Source organism: Vibrio limimangrovi, assembly GCF_054064025.1.
The window spans coordinates 70859-96825 of record NZ_JBSUGF010000012.1 but is presented as its reverse complement, the minus strand read 5'-3'; the positions used below and the strand labels follow the sequence as shown (position 1 = coordinate 96825).

Here is a 25967-nt window from a genome sequence, read left to right as displayed (position 1 = left end):
GTGACTTAGTTACCAAAATATCCTACAAGCCCCTCATTTGAGGGGCTTTTTATTGAAACCCTCTGCAGATTGATACAAGCTAAAGCCTGGCTTCCATACTTTCATATAGGTTCTGGCAAGGATGAAAACAGCGCTTCGAATTCTAATTCTGTTACTTGTTTTACTGATTGCCATTCCGGCGGCCGTTGTTGCGCTGCTCACCACCTCCTACGCCAACCAAACCTGGGCCTTTCTTTCCGAGCATCTTAATCTGCCAATCAAAGCAGAAAAGGTGTACTACGATTTTCCTTACCACATTAAAGCTCAGGGGATCAGCATAGAAAGTGCGCAGCTCAACGACATTGCACAAATCGATTTGTGGCTGAACCCCGATATTCGTCGTGACGGGCTATGGATTGTGGATAGCTTGCTACTTGATGGCGTGAACTTGCGAAAAGCTCTGCCTGAGTTACCCCCTCTCGATACGGTTCAGTTCCACCAAATCGCGGTTAAGAACCTCGATTATGCCAATAACCAACTTGTCATTAATGGATTAAACCTACAAATCCAGTCGCCAAACTGGCAAAACACTGAACATCTGCTGCCGTATGGTGAGATACAGCTTTCTGCGACTCAAATATACTGGAATGGTGAGGCATTCGATGACGTTCTGATTGATCTGAATTATCGACCAGAAGACAGCACGCTGTATGGCTCATCCTTCAAGTGGCGAGGAGGCCAGGTCTCTGGACAGGGTGAGCAATACCCTCAAGGTTGGTCTTTGGTGAATGTCACCCTAGACAAACTAAAAATGAACAATACACAGCTGCAATCAATGCTGGCTAAACCGTGGCAAGATATTCCATTTAAAATCAGCCATATTAATAGCTTAGATTTACTTAACTCTGATATCGAGTGGGGGGAATGGCACTGGCAGAACTTGGATCTTTCGGTCGAAAACGCTGACTTTCCTTTCTCGCTGTGGCAATCAAAAGCACTGGTTTCTCTGCAGGCCGACAGTGTCCGGTTCCAGCAGCAGACAGCGATAGAGCCACGTTTAAACGCGACGTTAACTCCACAACGGATTGAGCTTAAAGAACTCTATCTTGATTGGCAGCAAGGCCGTGTTCAATTATCTGGCCAGTTCCAACCAACAAAATGGCAGTTGGAGGACGCCTCAGTTCAGGGGTTGAAATGGGCGATACAGCCAAATGAGAGTACGGATTGGTGGAAGGCAGCGACCAAGGAATTGAAAGAAGTCGATATCGCGCAACTTGATATTGAGCACAGCCAAATCATTCAATTGGCTCAGGAGCCATACTGGCAGCTATCAGGTCTGAACCTAGAGGGACGTCAACTTGAACTCAAGCGCTTTGGGACACTTTGGAGCGTTTGGAATGGCAAGCTTGACGCAAGCGTCGTTAACGCCAGTTACAATCAGGTGCTTTCATCGCATGCCGCATTTTCGACTCAAAGCGAGAATGGTCTTTGGGAGCTGACCCGTTTGTTTGCACCATTAGAACAAGGCTATATCGAAGGCTACGGACAAATAGACGTCAGTACCACCAGCCAGCCATGGTCACTGAACTTAAGTGCGGATGGCATTCCCCTGCTGTTATTCCACTCATATCTCCCGGAGGCGCTGGCCGTGGACGGTTTATCCGACCTTAACCTTGATCTACAAGGACTGGCTGGCGACCATAATATGTTAGCTTACAGTTTAACTGGGAATGTCGAAGCCAATCTGCGTAAAACCACACTACGCTCACAAGCCGACCAATCACTTAAATCCATCACCTTGTCCCCACTTCGACTACAGGCAAATCGCGGGGAAGTCACGATTCAGCCAATCACCATTTCGGGCAATGCGATTCAAGGAAAAATATCTGGCGCTTTTGATATGGCAAACAACCCGTTAAGTGGTCTGGAATATCAACTTCAAGAGCGATGTGGAGTAATCAAAGGAGACATTCTCAGTCAGGAATTGATGTTGAATGAGTGCATCAAACCAGCAACCAGTGAAACTGAAAACGCAACAAGCAACCCTGACACGCCAAAGCAAGCTCAGCAAGAAACCGAACCTGCAGCCCCAATTTCAGAGATCAACATTGAGCTGCAGGAAGAAGAGACCGTTGAAGAAGTGATCGAAGAAGATGAACCAACGGCAGAGGATGTTGCTGTCGATGAAGCGTTACTTACTGCCGATGAATAGCTAGCAGCGGAGTAATTTCGAATAGTTCGGTAACAGCATATAGGTTCCGACAAAATCGACGGCTGGTGTATCACCGCTGTAAATGACAACATGAATAACGATGCGAGCCTTACGCCCTGACGCAAGGCGATCCAAATCGCCACTGATCCCATCAAGCGAAGTACTGGCAACTGGATTTTGCTCCACAGGCTGACGGTAACGAATCGTACTGTCAGCCAGAACAATATCGCCATGCAGACCGCGCTCTTTGAGCAGCAACCAGGTCATCCCCCACCCGGTCAGTGTTGCCAACGTAAAAGCAGAACCAGCAAACATGGTGTTGTGAGGGTTGAGGTTAGGATTCAGCTGAGCAGAACATTCAAACTGATAGCCTGTGTACTGATTGATTTTAATCCCCATCTTGTCGCTGATTGGGATCTGCTGCTCCCATCGTTTCTGAAGCTCAGTACACCAGTCTGGACGGCGCAAAACATTCGCCATCGGGTCCAAGCGCTTGACCATTTGCTGGTGACGAACCGGACCACGCTCATCGGTGAGCTCACCACGACGCTCAAAACCACTTTTCTCATAGAATGCAATCGCATCTTCACGGGCATTACATACCAAACGTTTCGCACCTTCCTGGCGTGCAAGAGATTCCAGTGCCACCAGAACTAGCGAACCCATCCCTTTACCACGACGATTGCTCTTCACCGCCATATAACGAATCTGGCCATCGTTATCTGGGGTAATATACAAACGTCCAATCGCCATTGGTCGGCCACGGCCATCGACTATCATGCGATGGTGGCTCATACCATCATATTCATCGCGTTCTGAACCCATCGGCATTCGCCATGGCTCACGCAACATCTGCCAGCGAAACTGATAATACTTATTAAGCTGGTTTTCGGTTTTTGGAGTAATGAGTTTGAACATATCAATCCTTTGAAAGAACAAAACAAATAAATGTCAGATAAACGAACTCCAAGCTAATTCCATAAGCTTGGAATTAAAGCTTAGACTATTGCTATTGCGTTATCAGATCAGACCTGTAACCAGAATGTCACTGGGCCATCATTAACTAATGACACTTTCATATCAGCGGCGAAACGACCACGCTGGGTAGGTAATACCTGTTCACATAAGTCAGAGAAGTAATCATACAGGCGTTCTGCATCTGCTGGGTGCGCACCACGAGAAAATCCCGCACGGGTTCCTTTTTTGGTATCCGCTGGCAAAGTAAATTGAGAAACAACCAATACCTTGCCATCCACCTGCTGAACGTTGAGGTTCATTTTACCCTCATCGTCTTCAAACACACGGTAAGTGGTCACACGCTCCATCAAACGCTTTGCTTTGGCTTCATCATCGTCCCTCTCGACGCCTAACAGGACAAGTAGACCTTGGTCGATTTCACCCACCACTTCACCATCCACACGGACAGCGGCTTCACTGACTCGTTGAATTAGAGCTATCACTTCGCTCACTTCCTTTCGTTGCTAACTGAGATTCTGCAACCGAGTGTATCATGTATAGGTCTTCACTCCAGTGCTCTCGCTCACCAAGAGCAGCCGTCACCTCAGCACCAATCAGCACTATCATCCAGCACAAATAAACCCAGACAAACAAGATAGGGATTGCGGCCAATGCACCATATATCAGCTGATAGGATGGAAACTGGGTGATGTAAAGTGCGAAGCCTTTCTTGCTCAGCTCGAACAAGATTGCCGCCAGCGCGGCACCAACGGCTCCATGAGCCAGATACACTTTTTTGTTTGGCACCAAAATGTACAGCCCTAAAAAGGCAGAAAACGACAATAACAAAGGTAACCAGCGCAAAAACAGATTAAATGCACCGGATAAGGTTTCATTTTCTAAGATCTGCAGTGATGTCACATAAGATGTCGCAGCAATACTCGCACCAACTAAGATTGGTCCAAGCGTGAGTACCATCCAATACATTGAGAATGAGAAAACGAAGCGGCGTTTCTCTGCGACTCGCCAAATATAATTGAGATTCTTATCGATATTAGAAATCAGCATCAACGCCGCAACGAATAAAAAAGCACCGCCCACTGCACTCATTTTACCGGTATTAGCAACGAATGCTTGCAGCGCGGTATGCACAGCCTCACCAGAAGCTGGCACAAAGTTCTCAATGATGTATCCTTGCAATACCCCCCCGACATCCGCAAATACGGGGAATTTCGACAATATTGACAACAGTACCGTTAACATCGGTACAATTGACAACAAAGTGATATAGGCAAGGTAGCCTGCATTTACATTTACGCGATCGTGCGCCAAGCGCTTGAGAAGATACTTCAAAAAAGCGACGCTACCTGGCAGTAGGTTGCTCAACCTTGCCTTGTAACTCTCTGATAACTGGTTCATAGTTCATTCCATAATTAGCGTCTAGGACATAAAAATGCCTTATTTATTAGCAATTGTACTATCAATTTTTACTTTAGCAGGGTGCCAATCTGCTTATTACTCCGCAATGGAGCAAGTGGGTTACCACAAGCGCGACATCATGGTTGACCGTGTTGAAGATGCCAAAGAGTCTCAACAAGATGCTCAGGAAGAGTTCACCAGCGCTCTTGAAGCTCTGTCCGCTCTGACCAATTTTGATGGTGGTGAGCTGGAGAGTGTTTACAACAACATAAACGACAAATATGAAGACAGTGAGAAAGCGGCTCAAGATGTCCGCGATCGTATCGCTGCCATTGAAGATGTCTCTGATGCCCTGTTTGACGAATGGCAAGATGAGCTGGATCTGTACACCAGTGCAACACTGCGCCGTTCCAGTGAACAGAAGCTACGCGAAACCAAAGCCTCTTACAAAACCATGCTCAGCGCAATGAAGCGTGCCGAGAAAAAGATGACACCAGTATTGAATACGCTACGCGACAACACCTTGTATTTAAAACACAATCTCAATGCAAGTGCAATTGGGTCTTTGCAGGGTGAGTTCTCGAACTTAGAGAAAGACATTCAGTTCGCAATCAAGCAAATGAACGAAGCGATTGCCGAGTCAGACAAGTTCTTAAACAAACTGAATCAGAAGTAATGTTACCAATGCAACACCTCCTCATGTAGGGGGTGTTAGCAGTTGACCTCGCCACCCAGACCTACAACTCCGCGAACAAACTCAACTCTTTCCGTCACCGTTCCCCAAGGTACTTCCACTACCTGATACCCCAGCGCAGAGTAGATTTCTACTAGTGTTTGATGAATTTTCAAAGCCTCTTCAAAGCTGTGTGGACGCACTTCATCCTGCTCATAAATAGCGACTTCAGGTCGACAAGTAAACACCTGACTATGGTACCCAGCACTCTGAGATATGAACGCTGGCTCAACGTCGCAACCGCCCACACGCAAGTAAGCAATGATGTCGGGAATCGCACGATCGACGAACGCGACCTCGTGACTCTGCGCCTGCTGCTTTTGCTCACTCATCAGCTCAAGGCATAATCTGGCGAACTGAGGCAGGTTATTCCATGGCAAAATCCCATTACCCAGCTGACTTTGCTGCTCTATTAAGGTGCGCGAGCTTTCGGCAAAGGTGGCATACCCCAGATCACCTAACGCGTTTAACAATGTCGTCTTGCCAGCCCCCGGGCCACCCGTAATGACTATCGGTTTCATTTCTGCCTTTCCTTTATGGATATAAAAAAGCCCCGAGTTTCACAACCCGGGGCTTAATCTTAATCTAATCCGTTACAGCAAATTATTTCGCTGAACGTGAAGCACGCTTACGATCGCTTTCCGTTAGGAATTTCTTACGGATACGAATACTTTCAGGTGTTACTTCTACTAGCTCGTCGTCATCGATGAATTCTAGTGCCTGCTCAAGAGTCATCTTGATTGGTGGAGTAAGAACCTGTGCGTCATCCGTACCAGAAGCACGAACGTTAGTTAACTGCTTACCTTTCAGTGCGTTTACTGTCAGGTCGTTGTCGCGGCTGTGAATACCGATAACCATGCCTTCGTAAACTTCTACACCGTGACCGATGAATAGACGACCACGCTCCTGAAGGTTAAACAGTGCGTTGGTTAGGGCTTTACCCATCGCATTTGCGATCAGTACACCATTCACACGTTGACCAATGTTACCGCCTTTGTGTGGGCCGTAATGATCAAACGTATGGTAAAGAAGACCAGAACCTGAAGTAAGTGTCATGAATTCCGTTTGGAAACCGATCAGACCACGAGATGGCATTTCGAAGTCCATACGTACGCGGCCTTTACCATCTGGAGACATGTCTTTCAGCTCACCCTTACGGATACCGATGTTTTCCATGATACCGCCTTGGTGCTCTTCCATCACGTCGATGGTTACCGTTTCAAACGGTTCCATTAGCTGACCATCTTCTTCTTTGATGATTACTTCTGGACGAGATACTGCTAGCTCGAAGCCTTCACGACGCATGTTTTCGATCAGGATAGACAGGTGAAGTTCACCACGGCCTGATACGCGGAATTTATCTGGATCGTCTGTTTGCTCTACACGTAGTGCTACGTTGTGAACCAGTTCCTTCTCAAGACGCTCAAGGATGTTACGTGAAGTCACGAACTTACCTTCTTTACCTGCGAATGGAGACGTATTTACCTGGAACGTCATGGTTACTGTTGGTTCATCAACAGACAGTGCTGGTAGCGCTTCAACATTACCCTGAGCACAAATCGTGTCAGAGATTTTTAGCTCACCAAGACCAGTGATTGCGATGATGTCACCTGCTGTAGCCTGATCTGTCTCGTGACGCTCAAGGCCAAGGTAGCCCATTACTGTGCCAACTTTACCGTTACGAGTTTTGCCATCTGCACCGATTACCGTTACTTGTTGGTTTGCCTTAACACTACCACGAGTAACACGGCCTACACCGATAACACCAACGTAAGAGCTGTAGTCTAGCTGAGAAATTTGCATCTGAAGTGGACCATCAAGATCAACTTCTGGTGCCGCTACCTGATCAACGATAGTTTGGAATAGCGGTTCCATGTTCTCGCCAATTTCGCCTTCTTCTAGTGCAGCCCAGCCGTTTAGTGCTGATGCGTAAACCACTTTAAAGTCTAACTGTTCGTCGGTTGCACCCAGGTTGTCGAATAGGTCGAAAACTTGGTCCATAACCCAGTCAGGACGAGCACCAGGACGGTCAATTTTGTTGATTACAACGATTGGCTTAAGACCGTGAGCAAATGCTTTTTGTGTAACGAAACGAGTTTGCGGCATTGGGCCGTCAACGGCATCAACGATAAGTAGTACAGAGTCTACCATCGACATGATACGTTCTACTTCACCACCGAAGTCCGCGTGTCCCGGAGTATCTACGATGTTGATACGGTAATCGTTCCAGTTAATTGCTGTGTTTTTAGCAAGGATAGTAATACCGCGCTCTTTCTCGATGTCGTTCGAGTCCATGACTCGCTCTTCAGCTTCACCGCGAGACTCAAGCGTGCCTGATTGTTGTAGCAGCTTGTCAACCAGAGTAGTTTTACCGTGGTCAACGTGCGCGATAATCGCGATATTTCTTAATTTATCAATCTGTGGAGTAGCCATGGATATTGATTCACTTAGATAAATGAAATGCCCCCAAGCTGAGAACGGATGTTCTCTGGTGACATTTGCTGATTAAAAAAACGGCCATAATGTACCAGATTTTAGCAAAAAGCCTAGAAATATGTGATCTCTCCGGAGCATTTCTACAAATTATCTTCACAAAACCACCTTTGTTACGGCTAGGCGATCTGGCTAAATAAAATTTTCTTCTCTGTGACGTTTAATACAAATTGACTATTGCTTAAAAAGTGGGCTGAATAAGCAATGTAGCTGTCACATCGTGGTGCAAGAATTATAATTTGCACTAACAAGGTGCAGTTAAGGATCATTTTGGTGCATTGAGTTGCACCAAACTAGCATCCAAAAACACAATCCATTGAAATTAATGGGATATTTTTTTTGGCACGGTTTTAGCTTTAGTAAAACTAGCATCGGTTAATGAGAGTTAGTTTGATTAATCAATGCCGAAATTAATGAATAGTTCATAAATCGAGCTTTTACCGCTTATTTAACACTGGAGGTTATCCAAGATGTCAGTAGAAAACGTTTTATCGCTGATCCAAGAAAACGAAGTTAAGTTTGTTGACCTACGCTTCACAGATACAAAAGGTAAAGAGCAGCACATTTCGATTCCTGCTCACCAAATCGACGCAGACTTCTTCGAAGAAGGTAAAATGTTCGATGGTTCATCAGTTGCTGGCTGGAAAGGTATCAACGAATCAGACATGGTGATGATGCCTGACGCATCTTCAGCAGTTCTTGACCCATTCACGGAAGACTCAACACTAAATATCCGTTGTGACATCCTAGAACCTGCAACAATGCAAGGTTACGACCGCGACCCACGTTCTATTGCAAAACGTGCAGAAGATTACATGCGCTCTATCGGTGTTGCTGACACTGTTCTTGTTGGTCCAGAGCCAGAATTCTTCCTATTCGATGACGTGAAATTCTCAACAGATATGTCTGGTTCTTTCTTCAAGATTGACGACGTAGAAGCGGCATGGAACACAGGTTCTGAAATCGAAGGCGGTAACAAAGGTCACCGCCCAGGCGTTAAAGGCGGTTACTTCCCAGTAGCTCCTGTTGACTCTTCTCAAGACATCCGCTCTGCAATGTGTCTAATCATGGAAGAAATGGGCCTAGTAGTTGAAGCTCACCACCACGAAGTAGCGACAGCTGGTCAGAACGAAATCGCAACTCGTTTCAACACGCTAACAACGAAAGCGGATGAAATCCAAATCTACAAGTACGTTGTACACAACGTTGCACACGCATTTGGCAAAACTGCTACCTTCATGCCTAAGCCACTAGTAGGCGACAACGGTTCTGGTATGCACGTTCACCAATCTCTAGCGAAAGATGGCGTAAACCTATTCGCAGGTGACAAGTACGGCGGCCTTTCTGAAATGGCTATCTACTACATCGGTGGTATCATCAAGCACGCACGTGCACTGAACGCACTGACTAACCCATCAACTAACTCATACAAGCGTCTGGTTCCACACTACGAAGCGCCAGTTATGCTAGCTTACTCAGCGCGTAACCGTTCTGCGTCTATCCGTATCCCAGTGGTACCAAGCCCTAAAGCGCGTCGTATCGAAGTTCGCTTCCCAGATCCAGCAGCAAACCCATACCTAGCGTTTGCAGCAATGCTGATGGCTGGTCTTGACGGTATCAAGAACAAGATCCACCCAGGCGAAGCTATGGACAAAGACCTTTACGACCTACCAGCGGAAGAAGCGGCAGAGATTCCAAAAGTTGCAGAATCTCTAAAACAAGCTCTAGAGTGTCTAGACGCTGACCGTGAATTCCTAACTGCAGGTGGCGTATTCTCTGATGACTTCATCGACTCTTACATCGAGCTGAAAACAAAAGATGTAGAGCGTGTTAACACAGCAGTTCACCCACTAGAGTTTGAACTTTACTACTCTGTATAAGGTTCAATCTGTGTAAAATGTAAACACAGTGACTAAATTTTAGGCTCGCCTCGCAGGCGGGCCTTTTTTGTATTCGTCCATCAAGTATTGATGTTTAACATGAGGGAAAAACTAAAAACGCTAAGACTCTTTTTATTTCAAAGAGCTAAGCCATCCAAACGTGAATGTATTGGTCAAAAGAAGGTGAGCAATGAAAGTTCAGCTTATTACATCTCTGTGTGCCCTCAGTAGCATGCTGATTGCCCCTCTCGCAGAAGCGCAAGTTGCTTATACTTGGGTAGACAAAAATGGCGTGGTTCACTTTAGTGATACACCGAATCAAGGCGCTAAAACTATCGACCTACCCAATCTGGAAACTGCAGCCCCCGCACCTAAAGTGGAGAGTACGGAGTCTCTGAAATCCCAAGCCAATAATCTCGATGAAACAGAGGAAGTAGCGCAGACTCAAAGCGAAAAGCCACTGCCTTTACAGCTCACTCTGCTGAGTCCAAAACATGGCGATACGCTGAGGAGTAACCGCGGATTGATTGATGTTCAACTCGAGCTGAATCGTAAACTCGGTATTGGGGAACAATTACAACTTCTGCTCGATGGTAACCCTTATGGTGCACCACAAAACCATTCAACCTGGCAGTTGAACAATATTGACCGAGGCACTCACACTCTTTCCGTTCATGCGAAGAGAAGCGGCAAGCTTATTGCATCAACTAGCCCTATAACGGTGCATTTACATAGAGCAAGTGTCAAGCCGACCGTAAAAGGGGCAAATTAGAATATTAAGTGAAAAAATAGCCATTAAATGACGTTTTTCACTTTTTGTTCTGAGGTTTATTCGCCATACTCAATGTTCTATTGCACCATTATTGTGCGACGCACAATCATAACGCAGACAAGGACGTAATGTGGATACCAATCTTCCTAGTGCCATTCTCAACAATATGGTCACAGCAACGCTGATTCTCGATGATGGATTGGCAATCCGTTATGCCAATCCAGCAGCGGAGCTGTTGTTTTCACAAAGTGCTAAACGCATTGTCGAGCAGACATTATCGCAATTAATCCAACATGCATCGATGGATTTAGCACTGCTCACCCAGCCTCTGCAAAGTGGCCAAAGCATCACCGATAGCGATGTCACCTTCATTGTTGATGGTCGTCCTTTGATGCTGGAAGTGACGGTTAGCCCGATCACATGGGAAAGACAACTCATGTTACTGGTAGAAATGCGTAAAATTGATCAGCAGCGCAGGCTAACGCAAGAGCTCAACCAACACGCGCAACAGCAAGCGGCCAAGTTACTGGTACGTGGTCTGGCGCATGAGATAAAAAACCCATTAGGTGGATTACGCGGTGCGGCACAACTTCTGGAAAAAATGTTGCCAGAGCCATCGCTGACGGAATACACCCATATCATTATCGAACAAGCCGATCGTTTAAGAGCACTGGTCGACCGCTTGCTTGGCCCGCAAAAACCGGGCAAGAAAAGACAAGCCAATCTCCATCAGGTTCTGGAAAAAGTACGTCAGTTAGTCGAGCTAGAATCACAACACTCGATCACCATTGAACGTGATTATGACCCGAGCTTGCCAGAAATATTGATGGATGCCGATCAAATAGAGCAAGCCATGTTGAACATCGTGAGCAACGCGGCACAAATTCTATCCCATCAAGAGCACGGCATTATTACCATTCGCACCAGAACGGTGCATCAAGCCAATATTCACGGTAAACGCTGCAAATTGGCCGCGCGAATTGAGATAACGGATAACGGACCAGGCATTCAACCAGATTTACAGGACACATTGTTTTACCCAATGGTCAGTGGCCGAGAAGGCGGTACCGGACTCGGACTGTCTATTTCACAGAACCTGATCGACCAGCACAACGGAAAAATCGATGTTGAGAGCTGGCCGGGCCACACCAATTTCACAATTTATTTACCGATCTGACCATGCTTAAGCTTTTAGCTATGCGTCAGTTTTCCGGTTTTGCTGCAAGGACTAGTAGATGAGTAAAGGATATGTTTGGGTCGTTGATGACGACAGTTCAATTCGCTGGGTGATGGAAAAAACACTTTCTTCAGCCAACATAAAATGCGAGACCTACGCTGATGCGGAAAGCGTACTGATGGCATTAGAGCGTGAGGTTCCTGACGTTCTGGTTTCTGATATTCGAATGCCTGGTATCGACGGTCTGGAGCTGCTAAAACAAGTTCAACGAGATTATCCGGATCTGCCTGTCATCATTATGACCGCTCACTCCGATCTCGATGCAGCGGTTAATGCGTATCAAAAAGGGGCTTTTGAATACCTGCCTAAACCATTTGATATTGATGAGACTCTGACGCTGGTTGAGCGAGCGATAGCGCACAGCCATGAAAACAAGCGTGTACATTTAGCGCCAGAGGATATCCCTGCTGCAACGCCAGAAATCATCGGTGAAGCACCAGCGATGCAGGAAGTCTTTCGTGCGATCGGTCGTCTGTCTCGCTCTTCAATTTCAGTATTGATCAATGGTGAGTCAGGTACGGGTAAAGAGCTGGTTGCTCATGCCTTGCATCGCCATAGTCCACGAGCTAACAAACCATTTATTGCGCTCAATATGGCTGCGATCCCGAAAGACCTGATTGAATCGGAACTGTTTGGTCATGAGAAAGGCGCATTTACCGGCGCTAATAATGTTCGCCAGGGACGATTCGAGCAGGCAAATGGCGGTACGCTGTTTTTGGATGAAATCGGTGATATGCCGCTGGACATCCAGACTCGCTTATTGCGCGTTCTCGCAGATGGTCAATTCTACCGTGTAGGCGGTCACTCGCCGATCAGTGTTGATGTACGTATTGTCGCTGCGACTCACCAGAATCTGGAAAAACTGGTTCACGAAGGCGATTTTCGTGAAGACTTGTTCCACCGCTTAAACGTTATTCGTGTGCAGATTCCTGCTCTCCGTGAGCGTAAACAGGATATCGAAAAACTGACTCAGCATTTTCTATTGCGCGCTGCAGATGAACTCGGGGTAGAGACTAAAACACTCCATCCTTCTACGGTTGAAATCCTCAATCGATTAGACTGGCCGGGTAACGTACGTCAGCTAGAAAACATTTGTCGTTGGTTGACCGTCATGGCCAGCGGCAGTGAAGTCTTGCCTGCTGACTTACCTTCTGAATTACTACAAGAGAAGAAAACCATTGCGGACTCGACACAAGGTAGTTGGCAAGAGCAATTAGCAGATTGGGCTCGTCAATCACTGGCGGCAGGAGATAAAGAGCTACTTTCTTATGCGTTACCAGAGTTTGAGCGCATTTTGTTGGAAGCCGCGTTGGAACACACCAAAGGCCACAAGCAAGATGCTGCGAAAGTATTAGGTTGGGGGCGCAATACCCTCACCAGAAAGTTAAAAGAATTATACTAAACACTCTGTTAACCTTCATTAGAGGGCTCTGCTGCCCTCTAATATACACAAACGTATCAGTACAATAATGTCCACAACCACCCTTTATATATTTCCGCAATGTCTACGGCCAAAGCAGAGCGATAAAGCGGTGGGGGCGATGCCATCAGATTCAAATCGATTATTGCTACCGTCCGATGCCACTGGAAAACAATCAACATATTTAGTTAGCATGGAGCAGAAAAGAGCGAACATCGCTGATTTCCTGGTCATACTCTACTGACAATCAACTAACCTGTTAATTATACTTAGCTACAATCTTCACCCACTTATTGTCACAGATAATGTTTGGGGCGTGTTCCAGTACATAACGATCCGGATCGACATAATGATAACTAAGAACCTTCCTCTCACCGATTTGCACCGTCATCTTGACGGTAACATTCGTACTAAGACCATTCTTGAGCTTGGCCAAAAATTTGGTATTGCTCTGCCAGCGTACGATATCGAGTCTTTAACTCCATACGTTCAAATTGTCGAAGCGGAACCCTCTCTTGTTGCTTTCCTTTCCAAGCTTGACTGGGGCGTTGCAGTACTTGGCGATTTAGACGCATGCCGCCGTGTTGCTTACGAAAACGTAGAAGACGCGCTTAACGCTCAAATCGATTACGCCGAATTGCGTTTCTCGCCGTACTACATGGCGATGAAGCACAAACTGCCAGTTGCTGGTGTCGTTGAAGCGGTCGTGGATGGCGTACAAGCCGGTATGCGTGATTTCGGCGTAAAAGCCAACCTAATCGGCATCATGAGCCGCACGTTTGGTACGGATGCATGTCAACAAGAACTGGACGGAATTCTTAGCCAGAAAGACCACATTGTGGCCGTTGACCTTGCAGGTGACGAACTGGGCCAGCCAGGTGATCGTTTTGTGTCTCACTTTAAGCAGGTTCGAGATGCAGGACTTAATGTCACCGTGCACGCTGGTGAAGCTGCAGGTGCGGAAAGCATGTGGCAGGCGATCAATAAGTTAGGCGCAACCCGTATCGGTCATGGTGTGAAAGCGATTGAGGATCCAAAACTGATGGATTACCTGGCAGAACACCGCATTGGTGTCGAATCTTGCCTGACTTCGAACATCCAGACCAGCACGGTAGATTCACTGGCGAACCACCCGCTAAAACAGTTTCTGGACCATGGTGTACTTGCGTGTCTGAACACCGATGATCCCGCCGTAGAAGGTATTGAACTGCCTTACGAATATGAAGTAGCCGCTCCAGCAGCAGGGCTTAGCCAAGAACAGATTCGTCAGGCGCAAATCAATGGCCTTGAGCTGGCATTCCTGTCAGACGCAGAAAAAACCGAACTGAAAGAAAAAGTAAAAGATCGCGTATAGTTCCGCGCTATATCATAAAAAATACCAGCATTTGCTGGCATTTTTTGCATTCGTAATCCATCGAGTTTTAGATCACTCGAGAGAACTGCTGCTGACGAGCCTTCGCACGTAAGTATTTATCGAAGCACATACAGATGTTGCGGATCAGAAGACGGCCACGTAAAGTCACGCGAATTTCATTTTCATTCACTTCTACCAACTCATCATTGATAAAGGTTTGTAACAGCCCTAAGTCTTCTTTGAAGTACTGGTTGAACTTAACCTTAAACTCCGACTCAATGGCTTTTTTATCCAGTTTAAAATTACAAATCAGCTGCTTAATCACTTCACGGCGCAACAAATCATCGGCATCAAGCGAAACCCCTTTCCACAGAGCGTGACGCAGTTCATTCACCTGAGCGTAGTATTTCTTCAGCTCTTTTTGGTTCTGTGCATAAGCGTCACCGATCATCGAAATAGCTGACACACCAAAGCCGACTAAATCACATTCACCCTGAGTGGTATAACCTTGGAAGTTGCGATGCAATACGCCTTCTCGCTGTGCGACCGCCAGCTCGTCATCCGGTTGGGCAAAGTGATCCATACCGATAAACTGGTAACCCGCATCGGTTAGTGTCGAGATGGTATCTTGTAAAATCGCCATCTTCTCTTCAGCCTGTGGCAGGTCTTCATCTTTAATCTTACGCTGAGCAGCAAACAGCTGCGGCATGTGGGCGTAGTTAAATACCGACAGACGTCCCGGCGACATTTCAAGTACTTGTTCCAGTGTCTTAGCAAAAGACTCTTTGGTCTGCTTCGGCAAGCCGTAGATTAAATCCAGGTTTGTCGAGCGGAAGCCCAAGTCTTTCGCACGTGCAACCATAGCAACAATGAACGCTTCGTCCTGATCGCGGTTTACCAGTTTCTGTACTTCTTTATTGAAATCCTGAACACCGATACTCAGACGGTTAAAGCCTTCGCTGCGCAGGTGATCCAGCATGGTGAGTTCAATTTCGCGCGGATCGACTTCGATGCTGATCTCAGCATCATCACTGAAGAAAAACTCCTGACGCAACAGGTTCATCACGCGCGAGATCTGTTTTTCAGATAAGAACGTTGGCGTACCACCACCAAAATGTAATTGCGTTACTGTGCGGCCAACCAACAATGAAGCACGCTGACGGATTTCGTGCTCAAGCACATCGAGGTACTCGTCGGCTTTATGTGAATGACGGGTAATGACCTTATTACAACCACAGTAGTAGCAAAGTTTATGGCAGAACGGAATGTGTATGTACAACGACAACGGACGATCAGGGTACTGAGCGCAAGCCATATCATAATCAGAGATGGTAAAAGCTTCATGAAACTCTAAAGCCGTCGGGTACGATGTATAGCGAGGACCGGAATAGTTGTACTTATCCAATACTGCTTGATCCCAAACGATTTGCTGTTTCGATTCAGTGTGTTGATTCGACATGGTGGTACTTTCCGTTAAATGCTAGGGCAACGAAAACCGTCACCCAATATTCAGAGTCATTATTTTGCCACACGACAAAGGCAACCGCGGTAATACGTTTTGGCTTTTTAATTATAAAACCAAAGAACTGCTAGCGTGATCACGATACCCCCGGCTGTCTTAAGGACATCACCGGGGGTAATACTTAGTCAAGCATCAAGATGTGGGACTCAGAACCTGCCACCAGAACGAGTTCAGGTGACTTGGAGCGATTAGATCATCCGAATATTGATTTGATTATTCAGTGGCTGGACGTTTTTTTGCAACAATTTGAGTTCTTCAACAATCGTCTCTGTTAAGCGGCTTTCTGCTTTTTGACGCGTTAAGTTTTGTTGCATACGCTCTTTCTTAGCAAGTTGCTGGCGATCTTCGCCACGCGACATATCTTTCACAATATGGTAAAGCTCAGAAATTGCAGGGTATGTGTTATCGAAATCGACACGATCATCACCCTGAACATAGTCCATGATGCAGTAAACACGAATACTGATTTCCGACAAATCACACTGGCCTTGAATGCCTGCCTGACACAAGGTATGCACGTTCTCAAAAATATTGGCATTACGTTTTTCAATCGCCAGTTTTTGATGCTTCAGCTGCAATTCCTTTTGCTTTTTTAATTGAAGCAGAAGGTAACCTGCATAAGAAGCCAGAGCGATAATGATCACCGCCCCTACAGTTGCTAATAAGGTTACGTTCATAGCTTAATTACCCTTTGTAGTCGTCGAAGTTGATGTCGTCGAAGTCCGCAAGCAGATCGTCATCATTACGAGAACCTTTCGCAACAGGGGCTGTGAAGTCCTCTTCTTCTTCAGGTTCTAGCAGACCAAGTTGATTCATCAACTTCTCGATACGATCCAGCTTCTCATCTACGTATTTCTGTAGACCAGTCCCCAGATTTTCACCCGCTTCGATACGATCTAACAACACGTTTAGTTGCGCGTCATTTTCCAACATCTCCAGCTCTTGCTCCGCAGACAGACGACGATCTTGCTTAGTCATCTTCTTCGCTGGCTCAACAATCAGTGGAATTTTCTTCTTACTGCCCAAACGCGGATCACGGTTTTGTGCAGCAGCTTGTTTCTTCTGCTCATTCGCGTCTGAGTTACGGTTACCTGTCTTCAAACCTTTGCGCTTTTTCGCACGTTTACGTAGACGGCCTTCCACATCCGATTCAGTACGGTTACGAGTAACATAAGGTTCAGGTGCGCCTGCTGCACCTGGCTTTCTAGATTTTTTTGTACGGCTCATTACTGGGTCTTCCTCAGTAAAATTACATCATTTCCAATAAATTCAAGTTCGAGCTTATCCCGCTCAGCTAGGAACTGGAACGTCTCACGGCTAAAGAACACCACATGCGTCGGATCATTCTTATAGTGCCATGATCGAAATGCCTCTACGTCGATGACCATCTTTGTCATCAGGCCTATCCAGCCCCCTGGCTTAACTAAATTCAACCATTGCTTCCACACCATATCTGGGTGGTAGAGGTGTTCAATCACCTCTGTTGCTGTCATGAAGTCATACTGCTTTTCTAACACCGATGTATCAGGGTGATAGTAAAGATCATACAACGCCATGTTGTGGCCCGCTTCTTCTAGCATCAGAGAAAGTGTCGGGCCCGGACCACAACCAAAGTCGATTCCGTTCGATTGTGGTGAAATTCGCTCTGTAATGGGATCAGCAATCCGCGACAGAAAACGTCGGTATCCCATATCTTCTGGATTGTTCTCATGCAAATCATAGTGAGCTTTTTCGGTATCTGCATCCAAACGTTGGTCCGGATTAACAAACACCAAACGGCACTGCTCACATTGAAGATATTCACGTCGCTTATCTTCAAAATAGTGATAAATGTGCTGATTGTGACATAAAGGACAGGTATGCATGCTGACTTCCTAAAACAGGGATGCGAAACATACCAGAAACTGAGCTTAGATTGGAGTGGTGTTGGGTGTTTTTTCAGCAGTTTTTGTTAAAAAACTCTGTTTGAGATACGAATAGCGTTCGCCATACCGTCACATAACGAATTCAGACGTAAAATTCACCACAAGACAGAGATAAAAAAAGCGACAGTTAAACTGCCGCTTTCTAATGCCACCTACAGTGGCGAAACTGTGTTGCACGCATTGAGTGCACCAACAATCCTTTTGTTTTTCGAGCTTTCCCTGCCAAAAAGTGTTGTTTTTCATCTTCCTGATGAATTCTGGCTATCCATTCACTTCCTGTTACTGGGCAACTTCCTGTGCCTGATCCCTTTCGCTGTCTTAACCATCAGACGAGACGACCATCCCTATCTGGCAGGCTCCTTGCCTACCCAAATCCGTTTGCACAAACCAAGCATCCCTTGCTTGAATCCCTGAGACCGAACCCTTGGTCTACTTATCCCTTTGTTCACCCCCTTGTGAACAATTGCTACTTTACGCCAATCACATCACCTCACAAGTTGGCGGCAGAAAAAATGTGGTACGATTTTCATCATCAAGATAAAAAACAAAAAAATCATAACGTTAAACTCACAACCAAGAAAAAAGCAACATCACGAATGGCAAATATCTTACAAACTGCCGAGCTAGTTATCTATATTCTCGCTTCAACCAGATGTGATTTGCGTCACCAACAAAAATGCCCCGACGTAATCGCCGGGGCATTTTTGTAAAAATTTGCTCGAACTATGTAGGGGTGTAAATTAGTGCAGACCGCCAACGTATTTCGACAGAACTTCGATATCTTCGTCTGTCATCTTCTTCGCGATATCACGCATCATGGCGTTCATATCGTTACCACGACTACCATCACGGAATTTAGTTAGCTGAGCTTTGATGTAGTCAGCGTGCTGACCAGAAATTTTAGGGAAACCTGAAAGCTCAGTACCGTTACCGCGAGCACCGTGACACGCAATACATGCAGTTAGACCACGCTCAGCATCACCTGCGGTGTAAAGCACTTTACCTTTTTCAACTACGTCTTCAGGCGTCGAGTTGTCCGAAATTGGTAGTGAGGAAAAGTATGCTGATAGATCGGCGATATCTTCATCGCTTAGCGGCATTGCCATACCACTCATGACAGGGTCGTAACGACCTTGTTTACCACCACTTGTCATACCTAACTTAAGCTCTTTTAACTGCTTCTCAAGATACTTAGCATGTTGACCAGCTAGTTTAGGGTACATTGCGATTGCACTGTTGCCATCTGCACCATGACAGGCGACACAGGTTTGTGATTTTGCTTTACCAGCCTCAATATTACCTTGGGCCCATACTGAGCAGCTGGCTAAAACACTCAAAATTAGCGCTAATTTCTTCATGACATTCCATTATAATTATCAAGCTTCCAGTACCACGGAATGTGAACATACCGTGTACACTCATGGTACAATAGGCGACCTTATGCCGAGCACGGTTATTTTACACAATTTCACATAAAAGTAATCAATCGACTACACAAAGTCGAGATGGAGTTAACAGTGAGCGTAAAAATTCATTACCAAAACACGCATTTCATCACCAGCGCACCCGATATTCGTCACTTGCCGGAAGACGAGGGTGTCGAAATTGCGTTTGCAGGACGCTCAAACGCGGGCAAATCGAGTGCACTTAACCGTCTGACTAATCAAAAAAGTTTAGCCAAGACATCAAAGACACCTGGTCGTACCCAGTTAATCAACCTTTTCAAAGTAGAAGAAGGTTGTCACATCGTCGATCTACCGGGATACGGTTTTGCTCAAGTCCCAGTAGAGATGAAAAACAAGTGGCAGAAATCTTTAGGTGAATACCTGCAGAAACGCGAGTGTCTAAAAGGCCTGGTGGTTCTGATGGATATTCGTCACCCGATGAAAGATCTCGACCAGCAAATGATTTTCTGGGCCATCGACAGCCGTATTCCAGTCCAAGTGCTTCTTACCAAAGCCGATAAACTGAAAAGCGGCGCCCGTAAGCAGACTCTGCTGCAAGTACGCAAGCAAGTTGAATCTTTCGGTGGTGATGTCGACGTTGATGTATTCTCTTCTCTGAAAGGTTTGGGTGTTGATCAGCTACGCGCCAAACTGGATACCTGGTTCGCCCCAGCATTCGCGCACCTGACTGAAGAAGACGAAGCAGAAACACCAGAGAATAATGCAGAATAATTAACAATTTTTGTTAAATGTTTTCGACATAGCCCTGCCAACCTGTTGGTGGGGCTTTTTGTTTGTCTAACGAATAAGAAAGGAAATAACAGGAAATAACAGGAAATAACAGGAAATAAAAATCCCCACCTTCCTGGCAGGGATAACGGGAGAGAAAACGTGGTAATTATTATTATGCCGGGAAGCATTACCGAACATCCGAATGATTTCAATAGCTCGAGAAGTGCTGCCTTCACATCTCAATTCCTCGCTCACCATCAAATCAAGAAATAAAGTTTATTAAATTCAATAAATTAAAACAAAAACGCGTAATTTCATGGCCCACTTAGTTTCTTTTAAGAAAAAATCATAGTGTGACTGGCATAAATTTACACAGTGGTTCAGCGGAAAGATAAATGGAAAAATTGAGGCTAAGCAATAAGTTAGAGCAAGACATGGAGGAGAACTGAGGGTGGACACACTTAATGCACTGATAGAAAAGGAAATTTTCTTTCGCCCAATAAAAAACGCCCCAGTCAAAAACTGACTGGGGCGGCTGAATCAGCCTAATCCAATAACGTGAAACAAAAGGTCTGAAAGATAGAACATCTTACCTCTGTACCCTACGAGTATTAATGTACAACAATTGGTCAGAATTGCAAAGAATTTTTGTAGTTTTTTTTCATGAAAGTTTTATTAAATGACAACAAACCCAAGATCAGCCTGTCTTTTTTAATCGTAAAAAAAAGCCAGCGTTTGTGCGCTGGCTCATACTAAATTAGCTAAATCGATTTAAAAATGACTAGTGTGCCTGATCCCAGTTGTCACCGTGACCTGCTTCTGCAACAAGAGGTACTTTCAGCTCTGCTGCTGATTCCATCAGTTTTTGTACTTTACTTTCAATTTCGGACAATGATGACTCTTCGACTTCAAATACCAGTTCATCGTGTACTTGCATCAGAAGCTTAACTCGACCTGCGCCTTCTTCCTGAATCCATTGGTCAACAAGCAGCATCGCTTTCTTGATGATGTCCGCTGCCGTACCTTGCATTGGCGCATTGATCGCAGCACGCTCTGCCGCTTTACGGCGCATCCCATTACGTGATTTGATTTCTGGCAGATGCAAACGACGCCCAAAGATAGTTTCAACATAGCCTTTATCTGCAGCTGCACTGCGAGTGTCTTCCATGTACTGCATCACACCAGGGTAACGTTCGAAGTACTTATCCATGTAAGTTTGTGCTTCGCCACGTGGAATGCCCAGCTGTTTCGCTAAGCCAAACGCACTCATGCCATAAATAAGACCGAAGTTAACCGCTTTGGCGCGACGGCGCTGTTCGCCAGACACCTGATCGATCCCAACACCCATAATTTCTGCTGCAGTAGCTGCGTGAATATCTTTACCATCGCGGAACGCATCAAGCAGCGCCTGGTCACCAGACAAGTGAGCCATGATACGCAGTTCGATTTGCGAATAGTCGACAGCTAATATCTTGTATCCGGCAGGGGCAACAAATGCCTGACGAATACGGCGCCCTTCTTCATTACGAATTGGAATGTTCTGCAGGTTTGGATCAGTTGATGACAAACGGCCCGTTGCCGTTACTGCCTGATGGTAAGAAGTATGTACTCTGCCCGTCGATGGATTGATCATCTTTGGCAACTTATCGGTATAAGTCGACTTTAGCTTAGCCAGACCACGATACTCCAAAATCAGTTTTGGCAACGGGTAATCTAGTGCCAACTCTTGCAACACTTCTTCATTGGTCGAAGGCGTACCAGATGGTGTCTTCTTAACAACGGGTAAGCCCATTTTTTCAAACAAGATCGATTGCAGCTGCTTTGGTGAGTTCATATTGAACTCTTGCTCAGCGATTTCGTAGGTTTTTTTCTCTAGCTCTTCAAGACGCGCAGCGATTTCTACCGACTGCGCACTCAGCTTCATGTCATCAATCAAAACGCCGGTACGCTCAATACGAGAAAGCACTGGAACCAGCGGCATTTCGATCTCTTCATACACCGACCTGAGCTTTTCGTCTTGCTCAATATTGGCGAACAGACGGTTGTGCAGGCGAAGCGTCACATCCGCATCTTCTGCAGCGTAAGGCGAAGCCTGCTCTAGATCGATTTGGTTAAAGGTCAGCTGGTTCTTACCTTTACCCGCGATTTGTTCGAAGGAGATACAGCTGTGCTGAAGGAAGCGCAAAGCCAGGCTGTCCATGTCATGCTTGCCACCAACACTGTTGTATACATAAGACGCCAGCATGGTGTCGTGCTTGATGCCTTTCATTTCAATGTCGTAGCGCGCTAAAACAGAAGCGTCATACTTCAGGTTCTGACCCACTTTGGCTTGCGATTCATCTTCGAGAATAGGTTTTAGCTGTCCTAATACCCAGTCACGATTTAGCTGCTCTGGCGCATCTAGGTAATCGTGAGCAACCGGAACGTAAGCGGCTACACCCTCTTCTGTCGCAAACGACAAACCAACCAGATTCGCCACCATGCAGTCGAGACTGTCTGTTTCGGTATCGAAAGCAAACAGCTCAGCTGCTTTTAGTTTTTCCAGCCAAGCTTTGAAAGAGGCCTCATCTAAAATGGTTTCGTACTGACTGCGATCTATCGTCACCGCAGACGTCTCCATCTCAGAGTGAGCCGATGCAGATTGTGCTGAACCTGTCACCTCTACCGCTTCGACAGCACCAGAACCGCCTTCTAGCAGTTCATTCAGCCACGATTTAAAGGTCAGTTGGCCATATAGCTTAATCAGCTCATCTTTGTTTGGTTCTGCTTTTAGGAGTGATTCAGGTGTTTCTTCCAGCTCAACATCCAACTTGATAGTAGCCAGTTCATACGACAACATCGCGTTATCTTTGTTGTCGATAAGCTTCTTCGCCATGGTTTTAGAACCACGGAAACCCAGCGCTGCGATATCATCTAAGCTTTCATAAAGATTAGTCAGACCGCCAATGCCTTGTAGCAATGCGGTTGCCGTTTTGTCACCAACACCCGGTACGCCTGGGATGTTATCAACTTTATCACCCATCAACGCCAGGTAATCGATGATCAACTCAGGTGGAATACCGAACTTTTCGATCACACCTTCACGATCCATCACAACGTTAGTCATTGTGTTAATAAGAGTGATGTTGTCATCCACCAGTTGCGCCATATCTTTATCGCCAGTACTGATTAATACAGGCATGCCTTTTTGCGACGCTTGATACGCTAAAGTACCGATGACATCATCAGCTTCTACGCCAGGAACGCAAATCAATGGCAAGCCCATCGCGCGAATCACATTATGTAATGGCTCGATTTGGCAACGCAGATCATCCGGCATTGGCGGACGATGTGCTTTGTATTCTGCATACATCTCATCACGGAAGGTTTTACCCTTCGCATCGAAAACCACCGCGATACGATCAGATGCAAACTGACGCATCATGCTACGTAACATATTCACGACACCGTAAACGGCATTGGTTGGAATTTCACCATTACTCATCGTGCCCGGGTAGGCGTGGAAAGCGCGATATAGGTAGGAAGAACCGTCGATTAAAATCAGCGGATTTTCAGGAATACTTGCCATAATTGTCTGTATCCAAATCAGTACTTAATAGATCTGCTTAGAATGCCATGACTACTGATCTGAATCTATCTTGTTTGCTCGATCCAGATCGCGTAAATATTTCGAGTGGATACACTAAAATACACTACCCCCTGTGGATAACTCTGTTTATACAATTTATCCACCGGTTATCCAAGCCACGTAAACGCAAAAAATATCCAATATAACTATATGTTTTTAAATTAATTTTCTATACAAGCAACAAAAGATCAATGATCTTTAAATGATCATTCAATGTGGAAAAGTTATAGAAAGTGACGTCAAATGAAATCGTAGAAAAGAAAAAAGCGACCCAATTGGGTCGCCTAGCAGAAGTGGTGAAGCGTTTTAATTAAGCCGCTTAACCAAGAAGCTATAAATTACACTGGAAGCAATGTGAGCAATGTCGTGTCAAAAAGAGTTCGTGTAAGTTCCCGGAATTTGTTTCATCACCTTCTCAACTTCTGTTAATAAACTTCTGCTAATAAGTCATGCAACATCCTTGTGAACTTTCCTCATTCCCTAAGACATGATTAATAATAATGATTCTCATTTAACAGTCAAGCTTTAAATGAGAAAAAATCTCATTTATTTTCACATTGCTTTAATGAAGTGTACTCGAGACTCGCGAAGATTTACTTTTTCTTCAAATTTTTCAATTAGGTATCCATTTCTCAACAAAAGTCTGAGCATGGCAGGGAATTGGTTACGAGACTTCACTTTAAGCGTTTTATAGCCTTGTTCTGCAACCCACTCTTCCTGAGCTTCTAACAGCATCTGTGCCACACCCTCTTTTCGAGCTTGCGGTGCTACACCACCAAACCAACTATAGAAAGTATCTTCATCGAGTTCGTAGCCAATCTTAAAACCTACGATAGTACCGTTCTTTTCCGCTACTAGAATCAAACTATTTTTGTCGCCAAGCCGCTGTGTCATAGACTCCATTGTTTCTCCATTGGCAAACTCTTTCACGTGAGTTACCACCTGAAGTGCCTCTTCCAACGTGCCTTCACGAATCAGCATTGTCATTGTTCTCTCTCCAGAAATAAAATACCCAAGCACCTTGGACTGCTGCTATATAAATAAGCCTTGTAAAATCCGCCAGAGGTTACTTGGGTAGATACAGACGAACAACTATTGTTGGTCTGGTTTTTCTCATTGAGCGATAATTACTCTTGTGTCGCTTTCTGAGTCATATTCAGGTGCTGAGCTGCCTGTGCGTTTTCTTCCGCTAACCACTCAGCCACGTCTTTAGCAAAGTAAGTCAGGATGCCGTCCGCACCCGCACGTTTGAAACAAAGCAGTGATTCCACCACCGTTTCGCGCTCTTTTAACCAACCATTAAGAATGGCCGCTTTATGCATCGCATACTCTCCAGACACTTGATAAGCGAACGTCGGCACTTGAAGCTCAGTTTTCACTCGGCGAACTACATCTAAGTATGGCATACCTGGTTTAACCATCACCATATCCGCACCTTCATTGATATCCAGAGCAGCTTCGTGAACGGCTTCATCGGTATTTGCCGGATCCATTTGGTAGTTTTTCTTGTTGCCACCTTTCAGATTAGAAGAAGATCCGACCGCATCACGGAACGGTCCGTAATAGTTTGATGCGTATTTTGCTGAATAAGCCATGATTTGAGTGTGAATGTAGCCAGCTTCTTCAAGCGCTTCACGGATCTTACCGATACGGCCATCCATCATATCTGATGGTGCAATTACGTCGGCACCCGCTTCAGCGTGAGACAATGCCTGCTTAACCAAAACTTCGGTGGTTTCATCATTCATTACATAGCCGTCTTCATCGATGATGCCGTCTTGGCCATGGGTCGTAAATGGGTCCAGAGCCACGTCGGTAATCACACCGATTTGAGGGATATGCTCTTTAAGTGAACGTACGGCACGCTGCACTAAGCCTTCTGGGTTGTAGGCTTCGGTCGCACACAAGCTTTTCGCATCTTGGGTTACGACAGGGAAAAGTGCGATTGCAGGAACACCAAGGTTGGCCAGGTATTGCGCTTCTTCTAGCATTAAATCAATAGACAAACGCTCTACACCCGGCATGGACTCTACACTTTCACGACGGTCTTTACCCATCAGAATGAACATTGGATAAATCAGATCATTAACAGAAAGTTGGTTCTCAGCCACTAAACGACGGCTAAAGTCATGCTTGCGTAAACGACGCATACGGCGTGCAGGGAATGGACCTTGAATTGATACAGACACCATTTTCTCCTTGTCTGGATGGTTATGATGATCAAATCATCTGGTGAACAAAATCATATCACTCTTGATG

General features: G+C 45.7%; 22 protein-coding genes. 8 read left to right on the top strand and 14 right to left on the bottom strand.

Annotation, left to right across the window (positions count from 1 at the left end; translation table 11 throughout):
* Positions 1 to 121 precede the first annotated feature (121 nt).
* Entirely contained in the window at positions 122 to 2191 is a 2070-nt protein-coding gene (locus ACWYU8_RS17075; protein WP_457520931.1) for an AsmA family protein, read from the top strand.
* Here the strand turns inward: ACWYU8_RS17075 and ACWYU8_RS17070 are convergent, their stop codons facing one another.
* The 3 genes from ACWYU8_RS17070 to ACWYU8_RS17060 form a co-directional block, all read right to left on the bottom strand.
* Entirely contained in the window at positions 2192 to 3109 is a 918-nt protein-coding gene (locus tag ACWYU8_RS17070) for a bifunctional GNAT family N-acetyltransferase/hotdog fold thioesterase (RefSeq protein WP_457520930.1), read from the bottom strand.
* Positions 3110 to 3216: 107 nt separating this feature from the next.
* Complete coding sequence (dtd, locus tag ACWYU8_RS17065; RefSeq protein WP_457520929.1) at positions 3217 to 3651, bottom strand: D-aminoacyl-tRNA deacylase; 435 nt, start codon at positions 3649 to 3651, stop codon at positions 3217 to 3219.
* Positions 3623 to 4567, bottom strand: coding sequence for a virulence factor BrkB family protein (locus ACWYU8_RS17060; protein WP_457520928.1), 945 nt, complete (start codon positions 4565 to 4567; stop codon positions 3623 to 3625). The genes dtd and ACWYU8_RS17060 overlap by 29 nt, the downstream gene beginning before the upstream one ends.
* Positions 4568 to 4601: 34 nt before the next feature.
* Here ACWYU8_RS17060 and ACWYU8_RS17055 point away from each other — a divergent pair, with 34 nt between their 5' ends.
* The gene (locus ACWYU8_RS17055; protein WP_457520927.1) at positions 4602 to 5243 is read left to right on the top strand and encodes a DUF2959 domain-containing protein; all 642 of its coding nucleotides are present in this window, start codon (positions 4602 to 4604) and stop codon (positions 5241 to 5243) included.
* A gap of 35 nt (positions 5244 to 5278) precedes the next feature.
* On the opposite strand, the gene ACWYU8_RS17050 is transcribed toward ACWYU8_RS17055, so the two are convergent.
* Both ACWYU8_RS17050 and typA read right to left on the bottom strand, forming a co-directional pair.
* Complete coding sequence (locus tag ACWYU8_RS17050; RefSeq protein WP_457520926.1) at positions 5279 to 5821, bottom strand: AAA family ATPase; 543 nt, start codon at positions 5819 to 5821, stop codon at positions 5279 to 5281.
* A gap of 82 nt (positions 5822 to 5903) precedes the next feature.
* Positions 5904 to 7733 carry a translational GTPase TypA gene (gene typA, locus ACWYU8_RS17045; protein WP_457520925.1) on the bottom strand — a complete coding sequence of 610 codons (1830 nt, stop codon included), beginning with the start codon at positions 7731 to 7733 and terminating at the stop codon, positions 5904 to 5906.
* 530 nt (positions 7734 to 8263) lie between these two features.
* On the opposite strand from typA, the gene glnA reads away from it, so the two are divergent.
* The 5 genes from glnA (at position 8264) to add (ending at position 14456) form a co-directional block, all read left to right on the top strand.
* Complete coding sequence (glnA, locus tag ACWYU8_RS17040) at positions 8264 to 9673, top strand: glutamate--ammonia ligase (RefSeq protein ID WP_457520924.1); 1410 nt, start codon at positions 8264 to 8266, stop codon at positions 9671 to 9673.
* 190 nt (positions 9674 to 9863) lie between these two features.
* Positions 9864 to 10445, top strand: a complete 582-nt coding sequence (locus tag ACWYU8_RS17035; protein ID WP_457520923.1) for a DUF4124 domain-containing protein — start codon at positions 9864 to 9866, stop codon at positions 10443 to 10445.
* A gap of 130 nt (positions 10446 to 10575) precedes the next feature.
* The gene (gene glnL, locus ACWYU8_RS17030; RefSeq protein ID WP_457520922.1) at positions 10576 to 11622 is read left to right on the top strand and encodes a nitrogen regulation protein NR(II); all 1047 of its coding nucleotides are present in this window, start codon (positions 10576 to 10578) and stop codon (positions 11620 to 11622) included.
* A 58-nt stretch (positions 11623 to 11680) separates the two neighbouring features.
* Positions 11681 to 13084, top strand: a complete 1404-nt coding sequence (gene glnG / locus ACWYU8_RS17025) for a nitrogen regulation protein NR(I) (protein ID WP_457520921.1) — start codon at positions 11681 to 11683, stop codon at positions 13082 to 13084.
* A 367-nt stretch (positions 13085 to 13451) separates the two neighbouring features.
* On the top strand, positions 13452 to 14456 hold the full coding sequence (gene add, locus ACWYU8_RS17020) for an adenosine deaminase (RefSeq protein WP_457520920.1): 1005 nt from the start codon (positions 13452 to 13454) through the stop codon (positions 14454 to 14456).
* Between the two features lie 67 nt (positions 14457 to 14523).
* Here the strand turns inward: add and hemN are convergent, their stop codons facing one another.
* The 5 genes from hemN to ACWYU8_RS16995 all read right to left on the bottom strand — a co-directional run bounded on the left by hemN (position 14524) and on the right by ACWYU8_RS16995 (position 19261).
* On the bottom strand, positions 14524 to 15915 hold the full coding sequence (gene hemN / locus ACWYU8_RS17015) for an oxygen-independent coproporphyrinogen III oxidase (protein WP_457520919.1): 1392 nt from the start codon (positions 15913 to 15915) through the stop codon (positions 14524 to 14526).
* Positions 15916 to 16166: 251 nt separating this feature from the next.
* Positions 16167 to 16655, bottom strand: a complete 489-nt coding sequence (locus tag ACWYU8_RS17010) for a DUF2489 domain-containing protein (protein WP_457520918.1) — start codon at positions 16653 to 16655, stop codon at positions 16167 to 16169.
* Between the two features lie 7 nt (positions 16656 to 16662).
* A complete protein-coding gene (gene yihI / locus ACWYU8_RS17005) occupies positions 16663 to 17205 on the bottom strand; it encodes a Der GTPase-activating protein YihI (protein WP_457520917.1) in 543 nt (180 codons plus the stop codon).
* On the bottom strand, positions 17205 to 17843 hold the full coding sequence (locus ACWYU8_RS17000) for a class I SAM-dependent methyltransferase (RefSeq protein WP_457520916.1): 639 nt from the start codon (positions 17841 to 17843) through the stop codon (positions 17205 to 17207). Before ACWYU8_RS17000 ends, yihI begins: the two co-directional genes overlap by 1 nt.
* A gap of 800 nt (positions 17844 to 18643) precedes the next feature.
* On the bottom strand, positions 18644 to 19261 hold the full coding sequence (locus tag ACWYU8_RS16995; RefSeq protein WP_457520915.1) for a c-type cytochrome: 618 nt from the start codon (positions 19259 to 19261) through the stop codon (positions 18644 to 18646).
* Positions 19262 to 19420: 159 nt separating this feature from the next.
* Between ACWYU8_RS16995 and yihA the strand changes: the two genes are divergently transcribed.
* A complete protein-coding gene (gene yihA, locus ACWYU8_RS16990) occupies positions 19421 to 20080 on the top strand; it encodes a ribosome biogenesis GTP-binding protein YihA/YsxC (RefSeq protein ID WP_457520914.1) in 660 nt (219 codons plus the stop codon).
* 540 nt (positions 20081 to 20620) lie between these two features.
* On the opposite strand, the gene ACWYU8_RS16985 is transcribed toward yihA, so the two are convergent.
* From ACWYU8_RS16985 to hemB, 4 genes are all read right to left on the bottom strand, one after another.
* A complete protein-coding gene (locus tag ACWYU8_RS16985; RefSeq protein ID WP_438356636.1) occupies positions 20621 to 20668 on the bottom strand; it encodes a hypothetical protein in 48 nt (15 codons plus the stop codon).
* A gap of 193 nt (positions 20669 to 20861) precedes the next feature.
* Positions 20862 to 23648 (bottom strand): DNA polymerase I, encoded by a 2787-nt coding sequence (gene polA, locus ACWYU8_RS16980; protein WP_457520913.1) that lies wholly within the window; start codon positions 23646 to 23648, stop codon positions 20862 to 20864.
* Between the two features lie 612 nt (positions 23649 to 24260).
* Positions 24261 to 24695, bottom strand: a complete 435-nt coding sequence (locus tag ACWYU8_RS16975) for a GNAT family N-acetyltransferase (protein WP_444495601.1) — start codon at positions 24693 to 24695, stop codon at positions 24261 to 24263.
* Positions 24696 to 24835: 140 nt separating this feature from the next.
* Positions 24836 to 25897, bottom strand: coding sequence for a porphobilinogen synthase (gene hemB, locus ACWYU8_RS16970; RefSeq protein WP_457520912.1), 1062 nt, complete (start codon positions 25895 to 25897; stop codon positions 24836 to 24838).
* Between the last annotated feature and the right edge of the window lie 70 nt (positions 25898 to 25967).

Coding starts and splice junctions, on each gene's coding strand:
- typA (WP_457520925.1), bottom strand. CDS start 7,733: ATGGCTACTCCACAGATTGATAAATTAAGAAATATCGCGATTATCGCG.
- ACWYU8_RS17050 (WP_457520926.1), bottom strand. CDS start 5,821: ATGAAACCGATAGTCATTACGGGTGGCCCGGGGGCTGGCAAGACGACA.
- polA (WP_457520913.1), bottom strand. CDS start 23,648: ATGGCAAGTATTCCTGAAAATCCGCTGATTTTAATCGACGGTTCTTCC.
- ACWYU8_RS17035 (WP_457520923.1), top strand. CDS start 9,864: ATGAAAGTTCAGCTTATTACATCTCTGTGTGCCCTCAGTAGCATGCTG.
- glnA (WP_457520924.1), top strand. CDS start 8,264: ATGTCAGTAGAAAACGTTTTATCGCTGATCCAAGAAAACGAAGTTAAG.
- ACWYU8_RS17000 (WP_457520916.1), bottom strand. CDS start 17,843: ATGCATACCTGTCCTTTATGTCACAATCAGCACATTTATCACTATTTT.
- ACWYU8_RS17010 (WP_457520918.1), bottom strand. CDS start 16,655: ATGAACGTAACCTTATTAGCAACTGTAGGGGCGGTGATCATTATCGCT.
- add (WP_457520920.1), top strand. CDS start 13,452: ATGATAACTAAGAACCTTCCTCTCACCGATTTGCACCGTCATCTTGAC.
- ACWYU8_RS17060 (WP_457520928.1), bottom strand. CDS start 4,567: ATGAACCAGTTATCAGAGAGTTACAAGGCAAGGTTGAGCAACCTACTG.
- ACWYU8_RS16975 (WP_444495601.1), bottom strand. CDS start 24,695: ATGACAATGCTGATTCGTGAAGGCACGTTGGAAGAGGCACTTCAGGTG.
- yihI (WP_457520917.1), bottom strand. CDS start 17,205: ATGAGCCGTACAAAAAAATCTAGAAAGCCAGGTGCAGCAGGCGCACCT.
- ACWYU8_RS17070 (WP_457520930.1), bottom strand. CDS start 3,109: ATGTTCAAACTCATTACTCCAAAAACCGAAAACCAGCTTAATAAGTAT.
- ACWYU8_RS17055 (WP_457520927.1), top strand. CDS start 4,602: ATGCCTTATTTATTAGCAATTGTACTATCAATTTTTACTTTAGCAGGG.
- hemN (WP_457520919.1), bottom strand. CDS start 15,915: ATGTCGAATCAACACACTGAATCGAAACAGCAAATCGTTTGGGATCAA.
- glnG (WP_457520921.1), top strand. CDS start 11,681: ATGAGTAAAGGATATGTTTGGGTCGTTGATGACGACAGTTCAATTCGC.
- ACWYU8_RS16995 (WP_457520915.1), bottom strand. CDS start 19,261: ATGAAGAAATTAGCGCTAATTTTGAGTGTTTTAGCCAGCTGCTCAGTA.
- ACWYU8_RS17075 (WP_457520931.1), top strand. CDS start 122: ATGAAAACAGCGCTTCGAATTCTAATTCTGTTACTTGTTTTACTGATT.